Raw genomic sequence first — 23,274 nt, forward strand, 5'->3', positions numbered from 1 at the left:
GCCGCCGCCCGGTTCGGGATGATGAGGGCATGCTGGACGACGTCATCGACTACCTCATCTGCCCCGTGTGCCGCGGCGATCTCGCCATCGAGGGCGCGGTGGTGCGATGCGCGCACGGTCATTCCTTCGACGTGGCCAGGCAGGGCTATGTCAGCCTGCTGACGGGGTCCGGCGTCCCCGGCACCGCCGACACCCCGGCCATGGTGGCCGCGCGGGCCGAGTTCCTCGGCTCGGGACACTTCGCCTCCCTGGCCGGCCGGCTCCGCGAGCTGGCCGGCCGCCAGGGCACCGTGGACGGCGGCGAGGGTGCCGGACGTACGGAGGGGGGCCGCAGGGTCGTACTGGACGCGGGAGCGGGCACGGGCCACTACCTCGCCGGGACACTGGGACCCGGTGAGGTGGGGATCGCGCTCGACGTCTCCAAGCACGCGCTCAGGCGGGCCGCCCGTGCCCATCCCCGCGTCGGCGCGGTCGTGGCGGACGTGTGGCGGCCGTTGCCGGTCAGGGACGGCTGCGTGGACGTCCTGCTCGACGTGTTCGCCCCTCGGAACGGACCCGAGTTCGCCCGGGTGCTGCGTCCCGGCGGCGTCCTCATCGTGGTGACGCCGACGCCGCGGCACCTCGCTCCCCTGGTGGAAAGGCTCGGCCTCCTCTCGGTGGACGAGTCCAAGAGCCGGCGGGTCGAGGAGGCGCTGGGAACGCATTTCACCGAAACCGCGCAAGTGACCGAGGAGTCGGACATGCTGCTGGATCACAAGGCCATCGAGACCGTGGTAGGCATGGGTCCGAACGCCTGGCATACCGACCCGATGGCGCTCAGGAAGGAGATCTCACGCCTTCCGAACCCGATGGCCGTGAAAATGTCGTGCCGGATGTCCCTGTTCCGTAAGATCGCCTAGGCGAACTGGAATTATGAATTTCCCCGACTTTGTAGGCCATCTTCCGTTTCCAAGCGACATACTTAACGGCAACCCGCCTATCCCGGGTCCGGGAGAGCGTGAGGGAGGGGCACGCCCATGAAGGCCGAGGAACGCTGGCAGGCCAGGTTCCGCGCGGCACGTATGACGCTGCCCGTCTGGGCACGGCTGGCGCCGGCCCGGGCCGTGTACCGCTGCAACATCTCCGGCATCTGGGAGATCCACGCCTGGGACCGGTCGAACGGCGCCACGCGTCAGGTGACCAGCCGCCCGAGGGGCACCTCCCACGCCGCCATCGACCCGACCGGCCAGTGGATCTACTGGTTCTCCGACACCTACGGCGACGAGTTCGGCATCTGGATGCGCCAGCCGTTCAACGGCGGGCCCGAGACGCCCGCCCACCCCGACCTCGCCCCCGGGCATCCGACGGGCCTCGCGCTGTCGGCCACCGGCACCGCCGCCGTCGGCAGGAGCAGCCGCCACGGCTTCCAGGTTCTCCACACGCGCCTCGGCGGCGACGAGAAGCCGACGGTCATCTACGAGTCCCGCGAGTTCGTCCAGGTCGCGGGCATGTCGCTCGACGGCACGCTGATCGCGGTGAGCCACAGCGAGCACGGTGACTCCCGCCACCCGGCGCTGCGCGTGATCAAGCCCAACGGCCAGGTCGTCGGCGACCTGAACGACGGGCCCGGCAAGGGCTTCACCGGCGTGCGGTTCGCCCCGACCATGACCGATCGGCGCATCCTCGCCCTGCACGAGCGCCGTGGCCGCCGCGAGCCCCTGGTCTGGGACCCGATGACGGGCGAGCAGCGCGAGATCTGGCTGCGGGTGCCCGGCGAGATCACCGCCGACTGGTACCACGACGGGCGCGCCCTGCTCATCGGCCACAACAACCGCGCGAGGACCGAGCTGTTCCGGTACGACCTCGGTGGCGGAGGGCTGACGCCGATCAAGACCCTGCACGGCGTCATCCACGACGCGATGCCCCGTCCGGACGGCACCGTCGAGTACTCCTGGTCGAGCGCCGCGCATCCCCCGGTGATCAGGTCAAGCGACGGCCACGTGGTCATGAACCAGTCGGGACCCTCGGCGCCGCCGTCCGTACCGCTGGAGGACGTCTTCGTCGAGGGGCCGGGCGGGCGCGTCCACGCCCTGGTGTCCCGGCCCGAGGGCGGCGGCGCGCCGTACCCGACGGTGTTCCTGCTGCACGGCGGCCCGGCCGCGCAGGACGACGACTCCTTCCTCCCGAACGTCGCCGCCTGGGTCGACGCCGGCTTCGCGGTCGTCCGCGTGAACTACCGGGGCTCCACGGGGTACGGCTCGGCCTGGCGGGACGCCCTGCGGGGTGACGTGGGCCACATCGAGCTGGCCGACGTCAAGGCGGTCCGCGACTGGGCCGTGAACCAGGGCGTCGCCGACCCCGAACGGCTCGTGCTCGCGGGCGCCTCCTGGGGCGGCTACCTCACCCTCCTCGGCATCGGCACCCAGCCGAAGGCCTGGGTCGCGGGCATCGCGGCCGTGCCGATCGCCGACCACGCGGCGGCTTACGGCGACGAGACCGAGGGCCTGCGCGCCTACCACCGCGCCCTGTTCGGCGGCTCTCCGCAGGAGGTCCCCGACCTGTACGCGGCGTCGTCCCCGATCTCCTACCTCGACTCGCTCCAGGCGCCGCTGCTGGTGCTCGCCGGCGAGAACGACCCGCGCTCGCCGATCAGCCAGATCGAGAAGTACCTGGAGAAGCTGACCGAGCGGCGGCACGAGTTCGAGGTCTACCGCTACAACGCGGGCCACGGCACGCTGGTGGTCGAGGAGCGGATCCGGCAGATGTCGGCGCAGATCGACTTCGCCCGCAAGCACGTCGGGCTCGCCCAGCCGGCCTCCAGCGGCTCCTGACCGGCCCTACCGGCCTTTGGGGCCGGTAGGGGGCCTTCTCGGGGGCCCTGGTCGGCCCTTCGGACGGCCTAGTCGGCCCTGAGGACCAGGATGGCCAGGTCGTCGGCGCTCGGCTCGATCGCGAAGTCCTGCACAGCGCGGCGGATCCGCTCGGCCACCCCCCGCGCCGAAAGCTCGGCGCACTCGGCCAGGAGCTTGGACAGGCCGCCGTCGTCGTCGAGCAGCCGCTCGCCCGACCTGCGCTCGGTCACCCCGTCGGTCACGCCCAGCAGGACGTCCCCCGGCGCCAGGTGGACGTGGTCGGCGACGAACTCCGCCTCGGGAAAGACCCCGAGCAGGGACTGGGAGGTCACCACGGCCTCCACCAGGCCGCTCGGCCGCAGGCGCAGGGCCTCGGGGTGCCCCGCGGAGATCAGCGAGAGGTCGAGGCCGTCCTCGGTGCGGGTGATCTCGCCGTGGAGCAGGGTCAGGAACCTGGCCCGCTCACCCTCCTCCAGGATCGCCTGGTTCAGCCGTGAGACGACCGACGCCACGTCGTACCCCTCGCGGGCGAGCAGGCGGATCGTGTGGCGGGCGAGGCCGGTGACCGCCGCGGCCTGCGGGCCGGTGCCGCAGACGTCGCCGATCGCGAACCGCCAGGAGCTCTCACCGGTCGTGAACAGGTCGTAGAAGTCGCCGCCGACCTCGTTGGTCTCGCCCGCCGGCTCGTACACCACGGAGTAGTCGAGGCCGGGGGTCTCGGCGGGCGTGCCGGGCGGCAGGAGGCTGCGCTGGAGGGCGCGGTTGGCGTCGGCCTGCTGGGCGTAGAGCCTGGCGTTGTCCATCGCGAGCGCCGCCCGCCGCCCGAGGTCCTCCGCGAGCTGCGCGACGTCGTCGGGGAAGCGGCCCGAGCGCCCGAGGCACATCATGCCGAGGCTGCGCCCGCGGGCCACCAGGGGAAAGGCCAGCGACTGCCAGTCGGGGAGCTGGACGGGCACCGGGGTGAGGTTCTCGGCCGAGGGGATCACGACCTCGTCGAGCCGCTCGCGCAGCAGGTCGATCTGGGACTCGTCGGCGTGCCAGAGATAGGCGAGGCCGAGCGGCCCGAGGCCGGAGTCGGCCGTGTAGACGGCGCACCAGGTCGCGAGGCGCGGCACCACGATCTGGGCGATCAGCGCGGGGACCATGTCGGGGTCGAGCGTGCCGGCCAGCAGATCGCTGGCGTCGGCGAGGAAGCCGAGCCAGCCCGGCCCCTGCGAGGCTCCCTGCCCGGTCCAGTCGTCGACCGCGCGGGTGCCGCCGCCCCCGGGCAGGTGGAGGCGGGCCCAGCGGGTGCGCAGGGATCCGGCGAAGCTCACGCCCCAGACGGTGACCGGAGTGGACGAGGGGACCGTGGCGACCTCGTCGCTCCCCTTCTGGCGAACCTCGATCTGGAGAGACTCCCCCTGATGCACCCATACAATCTCAAAAGGGACATCGCCTACATCGGAGACCAGCTCTCCGGTCAGCCGCTCGGCCTCCGCGCTGATGGGAGCGGCCGCCCACGCCGTCATGACCTCGCGCGTGAACCGCTTCGCGGAGGGTAGGGCCGTCCTGCCGGGCGCGAACGACGCGGCCAGCACACCCCGGGAAGAACTTGTCATTGCACCGTGCTTACCACAGTCGGCTCTTGCGTGCGGCCGATCGACTGGGCGACCGCATAGCGTCCTTCATGCCAGACTGGCACTACTCCGAGTCCCGCCCGAACAGCGTGAAGGAGGCTTCATGAAGGGTACCCCGACCACGGGGGCCAGTTCGGAGCGGTCCTATACCGAGTCCGAGCTCCGGCCCCTCCTGGAGACGCTCATCACGTGGCGTGACGGCGATTTCCGGCGACGGGTGCCCCATGCCCCACCGGGCATTCTCAGCGAGGTCCGCCTGCTGGTCAACGAGGTGGCCGACCGTCGTGAGCACCTCGCGAACGAGCTGCTGCGCGTACGCCGCGAAGTGGTCAAGGAGGGGCGCTTCGGCGTCCGCCTGACACCGGGGCCCGGCGTGGGCTCCTGGGCCGAAAGCGTCGACTCGGTGAACGCGCTGATCGACGCCCTCGTCGGCCCGGTCAGCAGCGCGGCGGACGTCCTCGACGCGGTCGCCCAGGGCGATCTCTCGCGCCGCATCGACATGGACCGCACCTCGCGCGGAGAGGTCCGGCGGCTCGGCAAGGCCATCAACGGCATGGTCGACCAGCTCTCGCTCTTCAGCTCCGAGGTCACGCGGGTCGCCCGCGAGGTCGGGTCCGAGGGCCAGCTCGGCGGGCGCGCCAACCTGCGCGGCATGTCAGGAAGCTGGCGCGACCTCACCGAGGCCGTGAACACCATGTCCAGCCGGGTGTCCGCCCAGGTCCGCGACATCGCCGTGGTCACCACCGCCGTGGCGCGGGGCGACCTCAGCCGCAAGGTCACCGTCGACGCGGTCGGCGAGATGCTGGAGCTCAAGAACACCGTCAACACGATGGTCGACCAGCTCTCGGCCTTCGCCGAGGAGGTCACCCGCGTCGCCCGCGAGGTCGGCACCGAGGGCGAGCTGGGCGGGCAGGCCCGCGTGCGGGGCGTGTCGGGCGTCTGGAAGGACCTCACCGACAACGTCAACGTCATGGCGAGCAACCTCACGAGCCAGGTGCGCAACATCGCCACCGTGGCGACGGCCGTCGCGCAGGGCGATCTCTCCAAGAAGATCACCGCGGACGCCAGGGGCGAGATCCTCCAGCTCAAAGAGACCCTCAACACGATGGTCGACCAGCTCTCGCTGTTCGCCGACGAGGTCACCCGCGTCGCCCGCGAGGTCGGCACCGAGGGCCAGCTCGGCGGCCGCGCCGAGGTCAAGGGCGTGTCGGGCGTCTGGAAGGACCTCACCGACAACGTCAACTCCATGGCCAACAACCTGACCTACCAGGTGCGCAACATCGCCCAGGTGACCAAGGCCGTGGCCGGCGGCGACCTGTCGAAGAAGATCGACGTGGACGCCCAGGGCGAGATCCTGGAGCTGAAGTCCACGATCAACACCATGGTCGACCAGCTCTCGTCGGTCGCCTCCGAGGTGAGCCGCGTGGCCCGCGAGGTGGGCTCCGAGGGCCAGCTCGGCGGCCAGGCGCAGGTGCGCGGCGTGTCGGGCGTCTGGAAGGACCTCACCGACAACGTCAACTTCATGGCGAACAACCTGACATCCCAGGTGCGCCAGATCGCGGCGGTCTCCACCGCGGTCGTCCAGGGCAACCTGTCCCGCAAGATCACCGTGGACGCTCAGGGCGAGATCCTGCAGCTCAAGGACACGGTGAACACCATGGTCGACCAGCTCTCGCTGTTCGCCGACGAGGTGACCCGCGTCGCCCGCGAGGTCGGCACAATGGGCCAGCTCGGCGGCCAGGCCAGAGTGCGCGGGGTGTCGGGCGTCTGGAAGGACCTCACCGACAACGTCAACCTGATGGCCACCAACCTGACCTACCAGGTGCGCAACATCGGCGAGGTCACCACGGCGGTCGCCAGGGGCGACCTGTCCCGCAAGATCGACGTCGACGCCCAGGGCGAGATCCTCGTCCTGAAGACCACCATCAACAGGATGGTCGACCAGCTCTCCTCGTTCGCCTCCGAGGTCACCCGCGTCGCCCGCGAGGTCGCCTCCGAAGGCCAGCTCGGCGGCCAGGCCCGCGTCGAGGGCGTCGAGGGCACCTGGAAGCGGCTGACCGAGAGCGTGAACGAGCTGGCCAGCAACCTGACCACCCAGGTGCGCGCCATCGCCGAGGTCACCAGCGCGGTCGCCCGGGGAGACCTGACCCGCTCGATCACCGTCGACGCCCAGGGCGAGCTGGCCGACCTCAAGGACAACATCAACACGATGGTGTCCAACCTGGTCGCGACCACCAAGGCGAACCAGGAGCAAGACTGGCTCAAGAGCAACCTGGCCCGCGTCTCCCGCCTGATGCAGGGCCACCGCGACCTCATGGAGGTCGCCAAGCTCATCATGAGCGAGCTGACGCCGCTGGTGTCCGCGCGTTACGGGGCCTTCTACATGGTCCCGAGCCCGCACGACAACGAGCTGCGGCTGATCGCCGGATACGGCGTGCGGCCCGGACGCAGCCCGCGCCAGAGCTTCGCCTTCGGGCAGGGCATCGTGGGCCAGGCCGCGGCCGAGGGCCGGCCGATCGTGCTCGACGACGTCCCCTCCGACTACCTCACCATCGACTCCGGGCTGAGCCGGTCCACCCCGGCGCAGATCGTGGTGCTGCCGGTCCTGTTCGAAGACCAGGTGCTCGGCGTGCTGGAGCTGGCCTCGTTCAGCCGCTTCGGCGAGGTCCACCTGGCCTTCCTCAACCAGTTCGTCGAGACCATCGGCGTCACGATGAACACCATCATCGCCAACTCCCGCACCGAGGGCCTGCTCATAGAGTCGCAGCGGCTCACCACCGAGCTGCGCGAGCGCTCCGACGAGCTCCAGCGCCAGCAGGAGGAGCTGCGCAGGTCCAACGCCGAGCTGGAGGACAAGGCCGCGCTGCTGGCCAAGCAGAACCGCGCCATCGAGATCCAGAACTTCCAGATCGAGCAGGCCCGACGCACCCTGGAGGAGCGCGCCGAGCAGCTCGCGGTCTCCTCGCGCTACAAGTCCGAGTTCCTGGCCAACATGTCCCACGAGCTGCGCACCCCGCTGAACAGCCTCCTGGTGCTGGCCAAGCTCCTGACCGAGAACAGCGACGGCAACCTGACCGCCCAGCAGGTGGAGTTCGCCAGGACCATCCACGGGGCCGGTTCCGCGCTGCTGCAGCTGATCAACGACATCCTCGACCTGTCCAAGGTCGAGGCGGGCCGCATGGACATCTACCCGCAGCAGCTCTCGCTGCCCAAGCTGGTCGACTACGTCGAGGCCACCTTCACCCCGCTCGCCCAGGACAAGGGGCTCTCCTTCACCGTCGAGGTCGGCCCGTCGGTGCCCGAGGAGCTCCGCACCGACGAGCAGCGCCTCCAGCAGGTCCTGCGCAATCTGCTGTCCAATGCCGTGAAGTTCACGCCGAAGGGCGAGGTGCGGCTGAACATCACCCGCGCGGCGGGCGGCGTGCCGTACATCGACGAGACGCTCCAGGACAGCGACGACATCCTGTCGTTCGAGGTGGTGGACACCGGCATCGGCATCGCACCCGAGAAGCTCGACGTGATCTTCGAGGCGTTCCGCCAGGCCGACGGCACGACCAGCCGCAAGTACGGCGGCACCGGCCTCGGCCTGTCGATCTGCCGCGAGATCGCCCGCCTGCTCGGCGGCGAGATCCACGCCAAGAGCGATCCCGGCCACGGGAGCACGTTCACGCTCCACCTGCCGATCAGCTACGCCGGACCGCTCGCGGGCGGGGACGGCGGGGCGACGGTCTCGCTGCCCGGCGTCCAGCACTCGCGGGCGCTGGAGCTCGGCTCCTCCGACGTGCTGCCCGAGATGCCGCTGAACGACGACCTGCGGATGCCCCAGCTGTCGCAGCCCGCCGAGAGCCAGACCTGGCAGGGCGACGATCCGCTGAACGGTGCGAAGATCCTCATTGTGGACGACGACATCCGGAACGTCTTCGCGCTCACGAGCGTGCTCGAAAGGCACGGCTCGACCGTGGTCTACGCCGAGAACGGCCGCGAGGGCATCGAGCAGCTCGAACGCAACGAGGACGTCGCGCTGGTGCTGATGGACATCATGATGCCCGAGATGGACGGGTGGGCCACGACCTCGGCCATCCGCCGCATGCCCCAGTTCGCCGACCTGCCGATCATCGCGCTCACCGCCAAGGTCATGCGCGGTGACAGGGAGAAGAGCATCGCCTCGGGCGCCTCCGACTACGTGCCGAAGCCGGTGGACGTCGATCGCCTGCTCGAACGCCTGCGCGGTTGGCTCACGCGCGGCCGGGCGCCGATCGGGGACGGAAGAGACGGAAGAGAAGGACGCGGTTGATGCCGGACAGAGCGAAAATCCTCCTTGTCGACGACCGCGAGGAGAACCTCATCGCTTTGGAGGCCATCCTCAGCTCCCTGGACGTGGTGGCCGTGCGGGCGCGGTCCGGGGAGGAGGCCCTCAAGGCGCTCCTCAGCATCGAGTTCGCGCTCATCCTGCTCGACGTGCGCATGCCCGGCATGGACGGCTTCGAGACGGCGGCGCACATCAAGCGGCGCGAGCGCACCCGCAACATCCCGATCATCTTCCTCACGGTGGTCGACAGCGCGCCCGACTACGCCTTCCGCGGGTACGCGGCGGGTGCGGTCGACTACCTCACCAAGCCCTTCGACCCGTGGGTCCTGCGGGCCAAGGTGTCGGTGTTCGTCGAGCTCTACACCATGAACCGCAGGCTGGCCGAGCAGGCGTCCCTGCTGCGCGAGCGGCTGAGCGTCGAGCTGCCCGACGGCACGGCGGCCGAGGTGCTGCCCGAGCTGGCGCGGCGGCTGACGGCCGTGGAGGACGAGCTGTCGCGGGTGGCCGAGCTGGCCGACAAGTCCAACGGCGGCGCGCCCCTGACCGTCCCCCTGAGCGATCTCTCCGAGCGCGTCCTGCACCTGCGCGCCGGCTTCGACGCCCTCTCCTGACCGGCCGTCCTCGGCCTGGGGTCAGGCGCTGTCGGCGGTGAGCTTGGAGACGAGGGTGTCCAGCTCCACGGCGCCCGCCGCCACGGCCGCGTACAGGTCGTCCAGCTCGCGGTAGCCCAGGCGCCCGGCGACGCTGCCGGACACACCCCGGGACTCCAGGTCGAGAAGCTCCATGCCCGTCGCGGCGACCGCCTCGGACACCATGCGCCGCCCGGTGGCCGCCGCGTCGTCGGCGCGCTGCGCGGCGAGGTGCCTGCGGATCAGGAGGCGGGCCGTGGGCGTGGTGGCGGCGTCGAGCCCCTCGGCCGAGGGCCGGGCCGTCTCGGCGGTGAGGATGTGCACCACCGCGCCGTTGTCCAGCCGCGCGTGCAACGGCGCCAGCTTGCCGTTGACCAGGGCCCCGATGGCGTGGTTGCCGATCTCGGGGCCGAGGGCGTAGGCGAAGTCGATCGGGGTCGCGCCGGGGGGCAGCGGGATCACCTCGCCCTCGGTCGTGAACGCGGCGATGAGATCGGGACGCAGGTCGCCGCGCAGCGACTCAAGGAAGTCGGCCGAAGACGCGTCGTTCTGCCACGCCAGCAGGCGGCGCAGCCATTCGAGGTCGATGCGTCCCGCCACGTCGGCGCGCTGCCCCCGGGCGACGTCGTGGATGTGGGCGGCGAGCCCGCGCTCGGCCATGCGGTGCATCTGCCGGGTGCGGATGATGACGTCCATGACCTTGCCGCCGTCGGCGATCACCCGCGTGTGCAGGGCGCGGTAGAGGTTGAACCTCGGCAGCGAGATGAAGTCCTTGAGCCTCCCGGGCACGGGGCTCGTGCTCGTGTGGACGGCCCCGAGCGCGATGTAGCAGTCGCGGTCGTCGCCGTCGACGAGCACCAGCAGCCGGAACAGGTCGGCGGGCTGGAGCGTGTCGAGGCGGTCGCCCACGTCGAGGTGGACGGCCCAGAGGTGGCGACGGTGAAGCACGACCTCACCCGACAGCCGCTGTTCCCTCAGCGAGGCCCTCAGGCGCCGCACCGTGGGTTCCAGGAGCAGCCGTCCCCCGGCCTCGCGCGCCGTGAGCGCCGCGTCGATGGCCGCGTGGGCCTCCGGCTGTAACACCGAGAAGCAGAGGTCGTCCATCTCGCGCTTGAGCTCGTACATGCCCAGCCGCTCGGCGAAGGGGATCAGGAGCTCCTGGGACTGGCGGGCGATGCGCTGCTGCTTGTGCGCGGGCTGGAAGCCGAGCGTGCGGAGGTTGTGCAGCCGGTCGGCGAGCTTGATGAGCAGGACCCGCAGGTCGGCGGCGGCGGCCAGGACCATCTTGCGGAACGTCTCGGCCTCCGCGCGCTCCCCCCACCTGGAGCCGTCGAGCTTGGTCACCCCGTCGACCAGGACCGCGATCTCGTCGCCGAAGTCCGACCGGAGCTCGTCGAGCGTGTAGGAGGTGTCCTCGATCGTGTCGTGCAGGAGCGCGGCCTGGAGCGTGGCGGTGTCCATGCCGAGCTCGGCCAGGATGAGCGTGACCTCGATCGGATGGATGATGTACGGCTCGCCCGACTTGCGCGACTGGCCGCGGTGGGCCAGCTCGGCGGCCTCGTACGCCCGGCGCACGGGCCCGAGCTTGGCCTTCGGGTAGCCGGCCCGGTGGGCGCGGAGAACGGGCTCAAGGCCGATCGTGCCCGTGGAACGCCCGGCGCGCGACGCCGCGCCTCTCACGGCCCAGCCGTCGCGACGGCCCGGGGGCTGCTCGTCACCCATCGTTCCCCCTCGCCACCGCCGGGAGCCATCGGCACGGAACGCGCCCGCATGGCTCCAACGTTAGCGCCGGGCGCGTTCCAGGGCGTCCCAGAAGCCTCGCCTGAGCGCGTGGCGTACCTCGTCGTGCAGGAGGAAGTCGATCGGGAGCGACGAACCCTGGAGCAGCCGCGCCTCAAGGTCGGACGGCATGCGCGGCTTGCGGGCGAGCACGGCCTCCAGCCAGAGGGCGGGGGCGTCCCTCGCGACGGAGTCGCCGAAGTCGTGCCCCTCCTTGTGAGCGGCCTTCACCGCGTCGGCCAGGGTCGTGGTGCCCGGCGTCGCGGTGTGCGAGGGGACGGGGGCCGGCTGCGGGCCCGTGTACGGCCCGAGCTGGGGGCCGGGGTAGGTCGGAGGCCCGCCGGAGGAGCCCATGTTGTACTGGCTGGGCACGGGCTGCGGAGGGACGGGCGCCGCCATGGGCGGGGAGGGCGGTGCCTGGGGAGGCTGCTGGGGAGGGGAGTGCGAGGGCTGCGGCTCGGAGGCGTAGCTGGAGTAGGCGGCGGGCAACGCGGGCTGGGACGAGCGCGGCGGGCTCGGCGGCGCGGCCTCGTGCGAACCCGACCCGTGCGAACCGGAACCGTGGGAACCGGAACCGTGCGAACCGGACCCGTGGGAGCCCGTGCCATGCGACGCCGGCCCGTACGAGCCCGACCCCTGGGAGCTCGCCTCCGGGGAACCGTGGCCGCCGGACCCATGCGAGCCCGGCCCATGGGACCCGTAGGAGCCTGAGCCATGCGCGCCCGTGCCGGAACCCTGCGAGCCGGTGCCGGAGCCGTGGGAGCCCGAGGTGGAACCCAGGGAGCCCGCACCAGAGCCCAGGGAGCCCGCACCTGAGCCCTGGGAGCCCGCACCAGAGCCCTGGGAGCTCAGCCCTGAACCCTGGGAGCTCAGCCCTGAGCCGTGCGAGCCGAGTGCGCTCCATGAGCCGGTGGCCGGGCCCGGGGCGCTCGGCTCCAGCGGGGCGGCCCCGTGGGCGCCGGACCCCTGCGCGGCCGGCGGGGGCGGGTCCTCAGCGGGGGACGACGACCCGTACGCGCCCGGCCCGAACGACGTGGAACCGGTGGAGCTCAGAGGGCTCGGACCCGGAGACGACGCCTGAGAACCGGACGGAACCTGGGACGCGTCGGCCACCTGCGGGGACGGCCCGATGGCGCCCTGCCCGTGGGAACCGGACCCTTGGGAACCGGAGCTGTGGGAACCGGAGCTGTGGGAACCGGTGCCGAAGGCGCCTGACCCGTGGGAGTCCGACCCGTGGGAGCCCGACCCGTGGGAGGCGGACGCCGAGGCGCCGGAGGCCGCTCCCTGCGCGGAACCGGACGAGGAGGAAGGCTGGTGGCCGTTGCTCTGGGCGTGCCCGTTGTCCCTGGGCCGGCCGTTGCTCACCGGCTGCGGGAGGTGCTGCCCGTTGCCGGACGCGGAGCCCAGGTCGGCTCCGCCCGTGATGTTGCCGGTGACGAGGTTGACGTAGGGCCGCAGGTGGCCGCTGCCGATCTCGATCAGGTCGTCGCACTCCTGCTGGAGGGTGCGGGACACCGCCCAGCTCCCGTCGGCCGCGATGTGGATGACGGTGACGCGGATGCCGAGATCCTGGGCGTCGCTGACCACCTGGGCGAGATCCTCGTCGCCGCTCACCACCACGGCGTCGCAGATGGCGTTGTTGCGGGCCAGGGTCATCAGGTCGCGGTGGACCTGGGCGTCCACGCCCTCCCGGCGGCCGGGCCTGATGCGCGCCAGGCGCAGCTTGAGACCGGGGATGTCGGCCAGCGCGTCGTGCTCGGGGGTGCGCCTGCCCTCGACGGTGGCCTCGTACCAGTAGCAGCGGAGCAGCGGGAGGTCGGTGCGCTCCCGCGAGAGAGTGGACAGAAGTTGCAGCAGGCCGGGATAGTCCCAGGCGACGGCTTCGCGATGGCGGGTCCCATGCACGGCCATCGCGCCGTCCGCCAGCAGATAGCCAGCGTCCACGAACAGCGCGCAGCGATCCACGCGACACCGCCCTTTCCTACATGGCCAAGCCCGGTGGCAGCCGACGCCCGGCCCTATCTCAGGGTAATGAAGCCACTGATCGTGCGAGGGTGAATCCCGGCGATTCAGCCCGCGCCTGACCATATCTAGGAACGTTCACGCGAACCGTACCAGTTTGCCCTCTATAACCGACCTGCGGTGATAAACGAGTAGCCCATCGGTCCATCCGAATCCCCCCTCTCTAGGCTGGCCCCATGAGCGACCGTGCGAATCTGCTGGACGAGATCAAGAACAAGGGGGTGGTGCACGGCCGGGTCGTGCTCTCCTCCGGCCGCGAGGCCGACTGGTATGTGGACCTGAGGCGGATCACGCTGGACGGCACCGCCGCCCCGCTCGTCGGGCGCGTGATGCTCGACCTCACCGAAGACCTCGGCTACGACGCCGTGGGCGGGCTGACCCTGGGCGCCGACCCCCTGGCCGCCGCCATGCTGCACGCGGCGGCGGGACGCGGGCGCCGCCTGGACGCGTTCGTCGTCCGCAAGGAGGGCAAGGCCCACGGGCTGCAACGCCGCATCGAGGGGCCCGACGTCGCCGGCCGCCGCGTGCTCGCCGTGGAGGACACCTCGACCACCGGCGGATCGGTGCTCACGGCCGTCGAGGCGCTGCGGGAGGCGGGGGCCGAGGTCGTCGGCGTGGCGACGATCGTGGACCGGGGCGCGGCGGCGAAGATCGAGGAGACCGGGCTGCCCTACCGCACCGCCTACACCCTCACCGACCTCGGTCTCGACTGACCACCGGCGTTCAGCCCGGCTGGTCGTCGCGCCTGACCGTGAAGCTCTGCCGCTCCCCTGGCTTGCCGGGGGAGCGCGCCTCGCCGTTCACCTCGACGTACATCGTGGAGGCGTCACCGAGGACCACATCGAGCTCCGGCTGGGAGTACACCGCCTGCTGGCCCCGGCTCAGGTCGCGGTCCTCGACCACGTCGCCACCGCTGACGCGGACGAAGAGCGGGCACCGGTCGGCCCGGCATTCGACGAAAAGGGTGGGGATCTCGGCGTCGGCCGAGGTCTGGTCTGCCGAGGTCTGGTCTGCCGAGGGCGCGACAGGGGACGAGGACACCTGACCTGTGCCGCCGGAACCGGGCGGCGCGGCGCCCTGGTCGTCGGACTTCAGCGAGCCCATGAGGGACAGGATTCCGACCACGATCAACCCCAGCACTACAAGGATCGCCAAGCCTACGAGAAGCAGGCGGGCGATTCCCATGGGGTCAGACCGATGGCGTCCCACATACCGGAGGGTAGCGCCTGCGTGCGAGCGCCAACGCCGCTCCGAGCAGGACTCTTATAGCGGGACGGCCGAAATCGGCCTGTCGCGCTACAGCGGCGAGGCCGAGTCGCGGTGGTGACGGCCGCGCGGCTCGCCCGCTCCGCCCTTCGACTCCCTGCGGCTCTTCAGCACCTCACGCACGATCGGGATGATCGAGAGCAGGATGATCAGCACCGCGCCGGGAAGGATGTAGCGGTCGACGTTCGGGATGGCGGTGCCGGCGAAGTAGCCGATGAGGAGCATCGACTCGGTCCACAGGATGCCGCCGAGGACGTTCCACAGGAAGAACTTCGGGGCGGGCATGCCGAGCATGCCGGCGACCGGGTTGAGGAAGGTGCGCACGATCGGGATGAACCTCGCGAGCACCACGGCCTTCGAGGGCCCGAACTTCTGGAAGTAGTGCTCGGCCTTCTCGACGTACTCGCGCTTGAACAGGCGGGAGTCGGGCCTGGAGAAGAGCCGGGGGCCGGACTTGGCGCCGATGAGGTGCCCCAGTTGGGCGCCGGCGATGGCGCAGAGGGGGGCGGCGACGAGGAGAACGGCCAGCGGGAACGGCGAGTCGAGGCCGACCGAGGACGCGACCGCCGCCGAGGCGCCCATCCCGGCGACGACCAGGAGCGAGTCACCCGGCAGGAAGAAGCCGATGAGCAGCCCGGTCTCCGCGAAGATGATCGCGAGGATGCCGATGAGCCCGAAGGTGACGATCCACCACTGGGCGTCCAGAAGATTTGTGAGGTCCATCACCGATGAGGGTACCCCCGACGGATGGGTCAGGCGCGCTGGAGGGGTAGGACCAGGTATGTCTGATGACGAGGGCGACCTGGCGGGTCGGCCGGACGCGAACACCCGTTTGTGAACACGAGCCCGGCTCCTGCTTCCTCGCCCGCCGCTCCTTCGCAATACTTGCCCCGGGGAAGACCGAGCCCCGTGCCCGCCATCCGTTCCGTTCAGGGAGATGACTTCCGATGCCTATCGCGACCCCAGAGGTCTACGCCGACATGCTCGACCGGGCCAAGGCCAATGGTTTCGCATACCCGGCGATCAACGTGACCTCCTCGCAGACGTTGAACGCCACGCTCCGCGGTTTCGCCGAGGCCGAGAGCGACGGCATCGTCCAGGTCTCGACCGGTGGCGCCGAGTACCTGTCCGGCACCTCGGTGAAGGACATGGTGACCGGTGCCGTAGCGCTGGCCGAGTACGCCCGCGTCGTCGCGGACAAGTACCCCGTGAACATCGCGCTGCACACCGACCACTGCCCGAAGGACAAGCTCGACGGCTTCGTGCGCCCGCTGCTGGAGATCTCGCGCCAGCGTGTGGCCTCCGGCAAGGACCCCCTGTTCCAGTCGCACATGTGGGACGGCTCCGCCTGCCCGCTCGACGAGAACCTCAGCATCGCCCGCGAGCTCCTTGAGAAGGCCCACGCGGCCAACGTGGTGCTGGAGGTCGAGATCGGGGTCGTCGGCGGCGAGGAGGACGGCGTCGTCGGCGAGATGAACGAGAAGCTCTACAGCACCCCGGAGGACGCCCTCGCCACCGCCGAGGCGCTCGGCCTCAGCGAGCGTGGCCGCTACCTGCTGGCCGCCACCTTCGGCAACGTGCACGGCGTCTACAAGCCGGGTCACGTCAAGCTCCGCCCGAGCGTGCTGAACGAGATCCAGGACGCCGTCACCGCCAAGTACGGCAAGGAGAAGCCCTTCTACCTCGTCTTCCACGGCGGCTCGGGCTCCTCGCTCGACGAGATCCGCGAGGCGATCTCCTACGGCGTGGTGAAGATGAACATCGACACCGACACGCAGTACGCCTTCACCCGCCCGGTCGCCGACCACATGTTCCGCAAGTACGACGGCGTGCTGAAGGTCGACGGCGACGTGGGCAACAAGAAGGACTACGACCCGCGCGCGTGGGGCAAGTCGGCCGAGGCCGGCATGGCCGCCCGCGTCACCCGGGCCTGCGAGGACCTCCTGTCCGCCGGCACGAAGATCTCCTGAACCCGGAGAACCCCGCCGACCCGGGAATCTGACTCGATGTCGCTCTAGGTTGTCGGAGATGTCGCGACTTGCAGGGAACGGGCTGGCCGCATGGTCCGCCCGTTCCATGTGAATTCCCTGAGAAAGTACGTAAAAAGAGATCGGTACGAGGCTGAAGTAACAAATACGTCGTTACCATGAGCTAAATGTTCATCTCCTACCGAGCGCGACCTTATGTGTGCGGTGCCATCGGGAAGTGGGATGCACGCGTGGCGGAACGGCTGCTGTCGGCCTCGCCACAGGGGCTCGACGAGGTGCACCGTTCCCCCATGGCCGCCCTGTGGTCGACGGGCGAGCCGGAGAACTGGTCGGCGGGACCTCGCTCCGGCTATCTGTGGTGGGCCGCGGCGGGCGGCGCGCCCCAGCCGCACTCCTGGCAGGACGCCGCCGAGCGCCGCCTGGCCGCCGGGCTGGTCGTCGACCACGAAGGCGCCGTCCTGCACACCGACGCCCTCGGCCTGAACGATCTGAACATCCGTCCGCTGGGGGACGCCCTCTACTTCTCCGCCCGCGTCGACCCCCTCGTCGCGCTGGACGACGGCCCTCTCCACGTGGACTGGTCGGCCTGGGCGAACCTGCTGGTGATGACGACGCCGATCGGGGACGAGACGCCGTTCTCCGAGATCAGGCACCTGGAGGCCGCCACCGCCTGGCGCGCGACCGGCCCTCGTGGGGGGCCGGAGCGACTGCGGCGGGAGCGGTTCGAGCCCTCCTGGATCGCCGCCGAACCGGACAAGCCGCCCGCTCCCGAGGAAATGGTCGACCTCCTCGCCGACCGGATCCCGGACCGCGCGGGGCCGGTGGCGATCGGGCTCAGCGGAGGCTGGGACTCCCGGCTGCTCGCGGCGCTCGCCGTACGCCGTCCCGGGAGCCAGGTCGAGGCGTGGACCACCAGCACCGACGACGGCCTCGACCTGGACATCGCCCACGCCGGGACGGTCGCGGCGGCGCTGGGCGTGCCGCACCACGTGGTCAGGCCGGGGCCCGAGGCATGGCTCGAAGATCACCGCCAGGTGTGGCGCCGCACCCAGTACCAGACCCTGCACCACGGCTGGGCCATGCCGTACGCCCGGGCGGTTCACCGCCTGCGGGCGCCGCTGATCGACGGGTGCCTCGGGGACGGCCTGCTGCGGACCCGCGCGGACCATCCCGAGGTCGCCCGGGCCGCCGACCCGGCGCAGGCGCGCACGATCACCTGGAAGGCCCTGTCGACGCACTTCCCCCGGCAGCGGGAGGTCTGGGCGCCGGGTGCGGGCGAGACGATCGCCGACCTCAGCCTCTCGGCGTTCGACCGGGTGACAAAGCCGGCCGAGGGGCATCACGCCATGCCGATGCTCGCGCGGCTCCTCACCCGGTACCGGGGGATCTTCAGCTCGCCGAACTGGATGCTCGGGCCCGAGGCGGAGGTCTGGCTGCCGTTCGCCGACCCCGATGTGATCGCCGGCGCCCTCCGCGTGCCGCTCAGCGCGCACGAGGGGAACGCCTACTATCGGGCGATGCTCGATCACGGCGCGCCGGACGTGGCCCGGCTGCCCTCGACCAACGATCCCGGCGAGCGGCCTGAGCCGGGCCCGCAGCGCAAGACCAGCCCGGCCGCGCTGGCCTCGCTGGCCGAGAGCATCGCCGGCAGCGACGAGGTGTGCGCGCTGCTCGGCCCCCGCCTGCTTGCGGCGCTGCGCGACCCCGAACTGCGCGCGCGGCAGACCCGATGGTCAGGGCCCCTCTACGTACTCCAGTGGGCGAGCATGCTCGCTCGCTGGCAGGACGAGTATCGCTCCCGTCTCAGCTGGGAGCCCCTCACGTGACCAGTGATTACTCTGGAACCCCTGCCTGACCGAATAAGTCCAGAAAGGGTAAGAATGCGGGCATTACCCCCACGCCTACTGCTGATCATCGGCGCCGTCCTCACGGGCCTCGCGGTGATCGCTCTGGTGCTGCTGTCCGCTGCGGGAATCGTGGAACCTGCCTCGGCCGTCCAGATCGCCCTGTCCTTCGCGATCCTGGCCATGGCGGCCATGATCGTCGCGGACGGGCGCAGGACCGACGGCAAGGCCCTGCGAATCGACGCGCGGACCAAGCGCCAGGACGCCGCGCTCGCGAGGACCGAGCAGGCCCTCGCCCAGCTCGCGACCGAGCTCGAAGGGCTGCCAGGCCGCCTTGAGGACGCCGGCCGCCACCAGGCGCGCGTCCTGCTCTCGGCGCTCGGCGAGGACCGTATGGAGCTCACCGCGCAGACCGACCGGCTCGCCCAGCTCGCGAGCGCCGTCGCCCGGGTCGACGCCACCGTCAGGCAGAGCGCCGACGACCTCGACGACCTGCGCAAGCTCCGCCACGACCACGAGCAGTTGACCGGCCTCACCGGCACCGCCGTCCAGGGCCTACGCGACCTCGCCGAACGGCTGGACGCCCTCGGCGGTACGGTCCGCGAAGGCCAGGCCGACCTGGCGAAGTCGGCGCGCCAGAACTACGCGCAGCTCGAAGCGCTCATCGACATCCGGGCGCTGCTCCAGCCCCGCGCCCCGCTGCCCCGCCTCCGCGGCTGGGCGGCCTCCCCGGACGTGCTTCGCCTGCTCATCGAGCGGATCGCGGTGGATCCTGCCAAGGTCGTCGTGGAGTGCGGCAGCGGTTCTTCCAGCGTCTGGCTCGGCTACGCCGTCCAGCGTTTCGGCGGCGGCCGGGTCGTCGCCCTGGAACACGACGAGCGGTTCGCCGAAGCGTCGAGGGACCTCGTCCTCGCCCACGGGCTGCAGGACGTCGTCGAGATCCGCCACGCGCCGCTCACCTCCTGGACCCCGCCGGGCGACGGCGCCGAGACCATTCCCTGGTACGACCCCCGGGCCGTCGCGGATCTGAGCGACATCGGGCTCGTCTTCGTGGACGGGCCTCCGGGAGCCACCGCCCAGCTGGTGCGCTACCCGGCCGTGCCCGTGCTGCTGCCGCACTGCGCCGCCGACGCGTGGATCGTCCTGGACGACACGAACCGCCCGGGCGAGCGCGAGGTGGCCGACCGCTGGCTCCTGGAGTATCCCGAGCTGGCCGGCACGGCCCACCCCGCCGAGAAGGGCGCGATGGTCCTCAGGCGGAGCGCCGTATGAGGTGCCGACCCGTCCTGGCCCGGTCGACCGAGCGGAGGCCGGGATGACGGCCGCGCTCGTGCCGGCCGGGATGACCGCCGAGCTGAGCAGGGCGGGCGGGAAGGTCGCCGTGGCCGTCGCCGGGGTGGACGCCGGCGACCTGGACGGCCTGTTCCCCGGCGTGGCCTTCGAGGTGGCGGACATGGACGGCATGGGCCCCGAGCCGTGGGTCATGTCCGATCCCTCGGCCGTCGTCGTGGTAGCCGGGACCCCCACCGACCTGCGCCGGGCGGTCACGCTGGGGGGAGCGCTCCCAGCGGCCCCCTGGATCGGCGTGATCGTCGTCGACGCGCCGCCGTGGTGCGACGCGCCTGGCGTCCCGCTGTCGCCCGGCCTCGGCCGGCGCTTCCTGCGCGACGTGGGAGTCAGCCGGTACGGCCGCACCGGCTGGCGGGTCAAGGCGCGCTTCACCCAGCCGCAGCCCGCCGGGGAGGTCGCGGCGGCCGTGGCGAGGAGCTTCGGCGGCCACCATCTGAGCGGGTACGCGCTCCCCATGGCCGGGCTGGCCGGCTCCGGGCTCGCAGGCTGGCGGCCCGGCGACCCCAACGTGACCTTCTCGGACGGGCGTGGCCCCCTCCCCGACCGCTCCGACGTGCCCACCGCCGACCTGGCCATCCGGGCCGTACCGGCCGCCCCGCCACCGGCCGTCTCCCCCGACCCGACGGCACCCGACGTGACGGCACCCGAGGCGACGGCACCCGAGGCGACCGCGCCGGACGTGACGGCACCCGAGGCGAGGGCTTCCTGGACCGACGGCCGGGTTCCGGCCGTGGACCGTCTCGCGGACGCCACCTGGGAGCGCTTCGGCTCGCCCGGCGGCTACCAGGCGCTGCGGGACGCTGCCTTCGACCCCGACGCCGTGCCTCCTGTCGACGAACGGTCGGTCAACCCGCGCGGCTTCCTCAAGTCACCGGCGGGCGAGGTGGCCGACCTCGCCCAGCACGACGGCCGCTGGGAGGTCAGGGCCGAGGGCCGGACGCTCGTACGCCTGGCCGCGTCCGGAGGAGTGACCGACGCCGACGCCGCCCGCCTGCGGCGCCTGCGCGGGATCCGCGTCGCCTGGCGGCCCGCCCACACCGGGCCGATCGCCGCCGTCCGCGCCGTGGCCGGTCTCGCCGCGGCGGGGGTGCCCCTGCTGTCCGGCCCGCCCCCCGCCTGGGCGGCGCGGGCGCTCGGGCCGGGGCTGGCGGCGCGGCTGAGCGCCGCGACCGAGCACGAACTCGCCGACGCCCTGCGCCGGGAGGAGCACAGCGTACGGCTGCGGCGGCTGGCCCTCGCGACCCACGGGACCGTGGCCCGATGGCGCTCGCTCTCCGCGCGGGCCGGGATCGCCCTGCCCGCGGAGCCGACGATCTCCGTCATCATGTGTACCCGGCGCGGTGACCTCGTGCCCTTCGCGCTCGGACAGATCGCGAGGCAGCGCGGGGTGGACCTTGAGGTCGTGCTCACGCTGCACGGGGTGTCCGCGTCCAGTCCCGAGGTGGCGCGGGCGATCGCGGCCTTCGACCGGCCGATCACGGTCGTGGAGGCGGACGCGAAGCTGCCGTTCGGCATCGTGCTCAACCAGGCGGCGGGGCGCGCGACCGGCTCGTTCCTCAGCAAGTGGGACGACGACGACTGGTACGGCCCCGATCACCTGGCCGACATGATGCTCGCCCAGTCGTACTCGGGGGCCGAACTGGTGGGCGCGGCCTCGGAGTTCTTCTACCTGCAGACGATCGACGTGACCATCCGCCGCGACTGGTCCAGCGAGACGATGTCGAACCACGTGGCGGGCGGCACGTTCGTGGTGGCTCGTTCGGCCTTCGAGGCCCTCGGCGGCTTCAGGCCGGTGGCGCGCTCCGTGGACGTCCAGTTCTTCCAGGACCTGCTCAGAGCCGGCGGTGCGATATACCGGGCGCACGGCCTGGGTTTCGTCGCGCGCAGGGCGGCGAGAGGCATGCACACCTGGCAGGAGCCGGTCGGCTACTTCCTGGCCAGGGCCAAGGACCAGTGGCGGGGATTTCGGCCCAGCAGATTGATGGAGTTGGAACAGTGACACAGCCGACCGAGCACAGGGCGCCGGCTCAGCCGAGGATCCGGCACAACGACTACGGGGTGCTGAGGCCGCCGGCGATCGGGACCTGGCAGCCCCGGCTGTCGGTCAGCGTGGTGATCGCGGCCTACGGCCACCAGGACAAGCTCGACCTGACCCTCGCCGCCCTCGCCGCCCAGAGCTACCCCCGGCACCTGATGGAGGTCGTGGTCGTCGACGACGGGACCGTCCCCGCCCTCCGCCTCCCCGAGATCGTCCCCGAGAACACCCGGCTGATCACCACGGAACCGGGCTCGCGCGGCCGGTCCGACGCCCGCAACGCCGGGCTGGCGCTGGCCGGGGGCGACGTCGTCCACTGGCTGGACGCCGACATGGTCACCTTCCACGACGAGGTCGAGGCGCACATGCGCTGGCACCACCTCGCCGGATACCTGGTGGTGATGGGCTACGTGCGGTTCGTCGACCACCGGCCGGGCACCCCGACGCCGGCGGACGTGCACGCGGCTGTCTCGGCGGGCGCCGCGGACAAGCTCTTCGACGAGGCGGCGAGCGAGCCGCACACCTGGATCGTCGACCTGGCCGAGCGCACCGACGGGCTCCGCACGGCCGGCGACTCGGCGTACCGCGTCCACGTGACCAACGCCGCTTCTGTGAACGCCCGGCTGCTGCGCGAGGCCGGGCCGCTGGACACCGGGCTCGTCCTCGGTGAGGACACCGAGCTGGGCTACCGGCTCGCCCAGGCGGGCGCCGCGTTCGTGCTGGCGCCCGAGGCCCGCAGCCGCCATCTCGGCACCTCGATGATGATGCGCGACGGGGAGCAGGTCAGGCGGTACAACCAGGTCTTCGTGCCCGACCACATCCCGCAGATGCGGTGGCTGCGCGCCCACCCGCGCCGGCAGTGGCTGGTGCCCTACGCCGAGGTGGTCGTCGAGGCCGAGGGGGCGTCGTACGAGGACACCAGGGCGACGGTCGACGGCTTCCTCGCCAGTTCGCTGAACGACATCCAGATCACGCTCGTCGGACCGTGGGACTCGCTGCGGCAGGACAGGCGCAACCCGCTGGACAGCCCCGACCTCGACCTGCTGCTCCTTCGCGGGCTCTACCGAGGCGACCCCCGGGTCCGGTACGCCGAGCACGTGCCCGCCACGGCGGCGCCCTCGTCGTTCCGCATGCTCTGCCCCGCCGGGTGGGTGCCGGGCCAGGAGACGCTGCGGCGGGTGGTGGATCTCGCGGTCGAGCACGGGTACGGGCTGGTCGACATCGCCCTCGACGAGGTGGACGAGGTGATCACGGCCCGCCTCGAACACACCGGCGCCTTCGCCAGGGCCTCGCTGGTGCGCGCCGAGGGTGAGCCCCTGGACGACGCCGTCCACGACGTGTACGGCACGCAATGGCTCGACGGCGGGACCATGGGGTTCCTTCCGGCGGCCGAGGCCGAGCCTCCCCGGCGCGGCAAGAGCGAGGACCCGGCCCTCAAGCGGGAGGTGGCCAGGCTGCGGGCGGAGAACGCCCGTCTCACCGACCAGCTCGCCGCCCTGAACAGCGAGGCCGCCGCCCGCGAGGCCGCGGACTCCCCGGCGAAGCCGCCCCGCCAGGCAGGCCCGAAAGCCCTGCTCAGACGCCTGCGCTGAGCGGGGCCGT

The 23,274-nt window shown here is 71.6% G+C and carries 15 protein-coding genes; 10 read left to right on the plus strand and 5 right to left on the minus strand.

Annotated elements, in window-relative coordinates; all coding sequences use genetic code 11:
• The first annotated feature begins 29 nt into the window (after positions 1-29).
• On the plus strand, positions 30-899 hold the full coding sequence (locus tag ACGFIV_RS01325) for a putative RNA methyltransferase (protein WP_392830917.1): 870 nt from the start codon (positions 30-32) through the stop codon (positions 897-899).
• A gap of 117 nt (positions 900-1,016) precedes the next feature.
• Positions 1,017-2,810 (plus strand): prolyl oligopeptidase family serine peptidase, encoded by a 1,794-nt coding sequence (locus ACGFIV_RS01330; protein WP_358551809.1) that lies wholly within the window; start codon positions 1,017-1,019, stop codon positions 2,808-2,810.
• A 68-nt stretch (positions 2,811-2,878) separates the two neighbouring features.
• Here ACGFIV_RS01330 and ACGFIV_RS01335 read toward each other — a convergent pair whose 3' ends face one another.
• A complete protein-coding gene (locus ACGFIV_RS01335) occupies positions 2,879-4,432 on the minus strand; it encodes a SpoIIE family protein phosphatase (protein WP_358551807.1) in 1,554 nt (517 codons plus the stop codon).
• 121 nt (positions 4,433-4,553) lie between these two features.
• Between ACGFIV_RS01335 and ACGFIV_RS01340 the strand changes: the two genes are divergently transcribed.
• Both ACGFIV_RS01340 and ACGFIV_RS01345 read left to right on the plus strand, forming a co-directional pair.
• The gene (locus ACGFIV_RS01340; protein ID WP_358551805.1) at positions 4,554-8,744 is read left to right on the plus strand and encodes a HAMP domain-containing protein; all 4,191 of its coding nucleotides are present in this window, start codon (positions 4,554-4,556) and stop codon (positions 8,742-8,744) included.
• Positions 8,744-9,370, plus strand: coding sequence for a response regulator (locus tag ACGFIV_RS01345; protein ID WP_358551803.1), 627 nt, complete (start codon positions 8,744-8,746; stop codon positions 9,368-9,370). The genes ACGFIV_RS01340 and ACGFIV_RS01345 overlap by 1 nt, the downstream gene beginning before the upstream one ends.
• A gap of 21 nt (positions 9,371-9,391) precedes the next feature.
• Here ACGFIV_RS01345 and ACGFIV_RS01350 read toward each other — a convergent pair whose 3' ends face one another.
• Together ACGFIV_RS01350 and ACGFIV_RS01355 are read right to left on the minus strand one after the other, a co-directional pair.
• Positions 9,392-11,110 (minus strand): HD domain-containing protein, encoded by a 1,719-nt coding sequence (locus tag ACGFIV_RS01350; protein ID WP_358551801.1) that lies wholly within the window; start codon positions 11,108-11,110, stop codon positions 9,392-9,394.
• A gap of 60 nt (positions 11,111-11,170) precedes the next feature.
• Complete coding sequence (locus ACGFIV_RS01355) at positions 11,171-13,132, minus strand: NYN domain-containing protein (protein ID WP_392830924.1); 1,962 nt, start codon at positions 13,130-13,132, stop codon at positions 11,171-11,173.
• 233 nt (positions 13,133-13,365) lie between these two features.
• On the opposite strand from ACGFIV_RS01355, the gene pyrE reads away from it, so the two are divergent.
• A complete protein-coding gene (gene pyrE, locus ACGFIV_RS01360; RefSeq protein ID WP_358551797.1) occupies positions 13,366-13,902 on the plus strand; it encodes an orotate phosphoribosyltransferase in 537 nt (178 codons plus the stop codon).
• 10 nt (positions 13,903-13,912) lie between these two features.
• Here pyrE and ACGFIV_RS01365 read toward each other — a convergent pair whose 3' ends face one another.
• Positions 13,913-14,344 (minus strand): hypothetical protein, encoded by a 432-nt coding sequence (locus ACGFIV_RS01365; RefSeq protein ID WP_358551795.1) that lies wholly within the window; start codon positions 14,342-14,344, stop codon positions 13,913-13,915.
• Between the two features lie 141 nt (positions 14,345-14,485).
• Positions 14,486-15,178, minus strand: a complete 693-nt coding sequence (locus ACGFIV_RS01370) for a DedA family protein (protein ID WP_358551794.1) — start codon at positions 15,176-15,178, stop codon at positions 14,486-14,488.
• A 224-nt stretch (positions 15,179-15,402) separates the two neighbouring features.
• Between ACGFIV_RS01370 and fbaA the strand changes: the two genes are divergently transcribed.
• The 5 genes from fbaA (at position 15,403) to ACGFIV_RS01395 (ending at position 23,264) form a co-directional block, all read left to right on the plus strand.
• The gene (fbaA, locus tag ACGFIV_RS01375) at positions 15,403-16,425 is read left to right on the plus strand and encodes a class II fructose-bisphosphate aldolase (protein ID WP_358551792.1); all 1,023 of its coding nucleotides are present in this window, start codon (positions 15,403-15,405) and stop codon (positions 16,423-16,425) included.
• A gap of 248 nt (positions 16,426-16,673) precedes the next feature.
• A complete protein-coding gene (locus ACGFIV_RS01380) occupies positions 16,674-18,269 on the plus strand; it encodes an asparagine synthase-related protein (protein ID WP_392830930.1) in 1,596 nt (531 codons plus the stop codon).
• A 54-nt stretch (positions 18,270-18,323) separates the two neighbouring features.
• Positions 18,324-19,559 carry a class I SAM-dependent methyltransferase gene (locus ACGFIV_RS01385; protein WP_392830932.1) on the plus strand — a complete coding sequence of 412 codons (1,236 nt, stop codon included), beginning with the start codon at positions 18,324-18,326 and terminating at the stop codon, positions 19,557-19,559.
• A 43-nt stretch (positions 19,560-19,602) separates the two neighbouring features.
• Positions 19,603-21,636 carry a glycosyltransferase gene (locus ACGFIV_RS01390; protein WP_392830935.1) on the plus strand — a complete coding sequence of 678 codons (2,034 nt, stop codon included), beginning with the start codon at positions 19,603-19,605 and terminating at the stop codon, positions 21,634-21,636.
• Positions 21,633-23,264 (plus strand): glycosyltransferase, encoded by a 1,632-nt coding sequence (locus tag ACGFIV_RS01395; RefSeq protein WP_392830938.1) that lies wholly within the window; start codon positions 21,633-21,635, stop codon positions 23,262-23,264. Before ACGFIV_RS01390 ends, ACGFIV_RS01395 begins: the two co-directional genes overlap by 4 nt.
• The last annotated feature ends 10 nt before the right edge of the window (positions 23,265-23,274 follow it).

The organism is Sphaerisporangium sp. NPDC049003 (genome assembly GCF_043197795.1).
Taxonomy (GTDB): Bacteria; Actinomycetota; Actinomycetes; order Streptosporangiales; family Streptosporangiaceae; genus Sphaerisporangium.

What these genes read in the sequence shown, in the direction of transcription:
- ACGFIV_RS01325 (WP_392830917.1), top strand. Translation starts at nt 30, where the DNA reads ATGCTGGACGACGTCATCGACTACCTCATCTGCCCCGTGTGCCGCGGC.
- ACGFIV_RS01330 (WP_358551809.1), top strand. Translation starts at nt 1,017, where the DNA reads ATGAAGGCCGAGGAACGCTGGCAGGCCAGGTTCCGCGCGGCACGTATG.
- ACGFIV_RS01335 (WP_358551807.1), bottom strand. Translation starts at nt 4,432, where the DNA reads ATGACAAGTTCTTCCCGGGGTGTGCTGGCCGCGTCGTTCGCGCCCGGC.
- ACGFIV_RS01340 (WP_358551805.1), top strand. Translation starts at nt 4,554, where the DNA reads ATGAAGGGTACCCCGACCACGGGGGCCAGTTCGGAGCGGTCCTATACC.
- ACGFIV_RS01345 (WP_358551803.1), top strand. Translation starts at nt 8,744, where the DNA reads ATGCCGGACAGAGCGAAAATCCTCCTTGTCGACGACCGCGAGGAGAAC.
- ACGFIV_RS01350 (WP_358551801.1), bottom strand. Translation starts at nt 11,110, where the DNA reads ATGGGTGACGAGCAGCCCCCGGGCCGTCGCGACGGCTGGGCCGTGAGA.
- pyrE (WP_358551797.1), top strand. Translation starts at nt 13,366, where the DNA reads ATGAGCGACCGTGCGAATCTGCTGGACGAGATCAAGAACAAGGGGGTG.
- ACGFIV_RS01370 (WP_358551794.1), bottom strand. Translation starts at nt 15,178, where the DNA reads ATGGACCTCACAAATCTTCTGGACGCCCAGTGGTGGATCGTCACCTTC.
- fbaA (WP_358551792.1), top strand. Translation starts at nt 15,403, where the DNA reads ATGCCTATCGCGACCCCAGAGGTCTACGCCGACATGCTCGACCGGGCC.
- ACGFIV_RS01385 (WP_392830932.1), top strand. Translation starts at nt 18,324, where the DNA reads ATGCGGGCATTACCCCCACGCCTACTGCTGATCATCGGCGCCGTCCTC.
- ACGFIV_RS01390 (WP_392830935.1), top strand. Translation starts at nt 19,603, where the DNA reads ATGACGGCCGCGCTCGTGCCGGCCGGGATGACCGCCGAGCTGAGCAGG.